Origin of the sequence: Micromonospora sp. AMSO31t (assembly GCF_008868175.1) — a bacterium.
GTDB lineage: Bacteria > Actinomycetota > Actinomycetes > Mycobacteriales > Micromonosporaceae > Micromonospora.
The window spans coordinates 1-1,670 of the sequence record NZ_WBKT01000295.1 but is presented as its reverse complement, the minus strand read 5'-3'; the positions used below and the strand labels follow the sequence as shown (position 1 = coordinate 1,670).

1 protein-coding gene and 1 riboswitch are annotated in these 1,670 nt (G+C 72.4%); the gene reads right to left on the bottom strand.

Going from position 1 to position 1,670, the window contains the following annotated elements; all coding sequences use genetic code 11:
- Positions 1 to 57: 57 nt before the first annotated feature.
- Complete coding sequence (locus tag F8274_RS30560; RefSeq protein WP_151465857.1) at positions 58 to 1,494, bottom strand: glycine hydroxymethyltransferase; 1,437 nt, start codon at positions 1,492 to 1,494, stop codon at positions 58 to 60.
- 18 nt (positions 1,495 to 1,512) lie between these two features.
- Positions 1,513 to 1,602: riboswitch (ZMP/ZTP riboswitch) on the bottom strand.
- Between the last annotated feature and the right edge of the window lie 68 nt (positions 1,603 to 1,670).

Genomic DNA, 1,670 nt, shown 5'->3' with positions numbered 1-1,670 from the left:
AGGCCGACGCCCCGCTCGGCCGAGGGTCGGGCGGGGCGTCGGGGAGTGGGCGGGTCGTCAGCCGAGGTCGACGGCCGGGTAGAGCGGGAAGCCGCTCAGCAGGTCGCTGGCCTGCTTGCTCACCGTTTCGGCCAGGGCCGGGTCGAGGACGTACTTGGCCTTGGACGGGGTGCCGTCGGCGTTGGCACCCGGCGTGGTCTGGCCGAGCACGGTGTGGATCAGCTCGGCCGTGGTGTCCATCTCGGCGGCGCCGAGGCCGCGGGTGGTCAGCGCCGGGGTGCCGATCCGGATGCCGGAGGTGTACCAGGCGCCGTTCGGGTCCTGCGGGACGGCGTTGCGGTTGGTCACGATGCCGGAGTCGAGCAGCGCCTGCTCGGCCTGCCGGCCGGTGAGCCCGTAGCCGGAGACGTCGATGAGCACCAGGTGGTTGTCGGTGCCGCCGGTGACCAGCTTTGCGCCCCGGCGCAGCAGCCCGTCGGCGAGCGCCTGGGCGTTGTCGACGATGCGCTGAGCGTAGTCGGCGAAGTCGGGGCGGCGGGCCTCGGCCAGGGCGACGGCCTTGGCGGCCATCACGTGGGGGAGCGGGCCGCCGAGCACCATGGGGCAGCCGCGGTCGACCTGGTCGGCCAGTTCCGGGCCGCAGAGCACCATGCCGCCGCGCGGGCCGCGCAGCGACTTGTGCGTGGTGGTGGTGACGATGTGCGCGTGCGGCACCGGGTCGAAGTCGCCGGTGAAGACCTTGCCGGCGACCAGCCCGGCGAAGTGCGCCATGTCGACCATGAAGGTGGCGCCGACGGAGTCGGCGATCTCCCGCATGATCCGGAAGTTGACCTTCCGGGGGTACGCCGAGTAGCCGGCGACCAGGATCAGCGGCTTGAACTCGCGGGCCGCCTCGGCGACCTTGTCGTAGTCGATCAGGCCGGTGGCCGGGTCGGTGCCGTAGCTGCGCTGGTCGAACATCTTGCCGGAGATGTTCGGCCGGAAGCCGTGGGTGAGGTGGCCGCCGGCGTCCAGCGACATGCCGAGCATCCGCTGGTTGCCCAGCTCGCGGCGCAGCGCGAACCAGTCCGCCTCGGTGAGCTCGTTGACCTGGCGTACCTGGGCCTTCTTGAGCGCCGGGGACTCGACCCGGTCGGCCAGGATCGCCCAGAAGGCGACCAGGTTGGCGTCGATGCCGGAGTGCGGCTGCACGTACGCGTGGGCCGCGCCGAACAGCTCCTTGGCGTGCTCCGCGGCGAGCGCCTCGACGGTGTCGACGTTCTGGCAGCCGGCGTAGAAGCGGCGGCCGATGGTGCCCTCCGCGTACTTGTCGCTGAACCAGTTGCCCATGGCCAGCAGGGTGGCCGGGGAGGCGTAGTTCTCGCTGGCGATGAGCTTGAGCGACTCGCGCTGGTCGGCGAGTTCGGCCCCGATGGCGTCCGCCACCCGCGGCTCGACGGCGCGGATCACCTCCAGCGCGCTGCGGAAGGCGGTGGATTCGGCGTTCAGCGACATGCGACCTCCTGGTGACGTGCGGAAGGCCCAGGCGCTCGGCGTGCGTCCTCATGACGGGACCGCTTCCCGATGGTTCTCCATCCCCACGCGCCAGTCACGGCCCGCGCCGATCCTACCGGGTGCGCCGGAGCCGGGCGGGCGCACCTCCGCCGGGTGCGGTGGGGTTGGGCGGCCCG

Coding starts and splice junctions, on each gene's coding strand:
- F8274_RS30560 (WP_151465857.1), bottom strand. CDS start 1,494: ATGTCGCTGAACGCCGAATCCACCGCCTTCCGCAGCGCGCTGGAGGTG.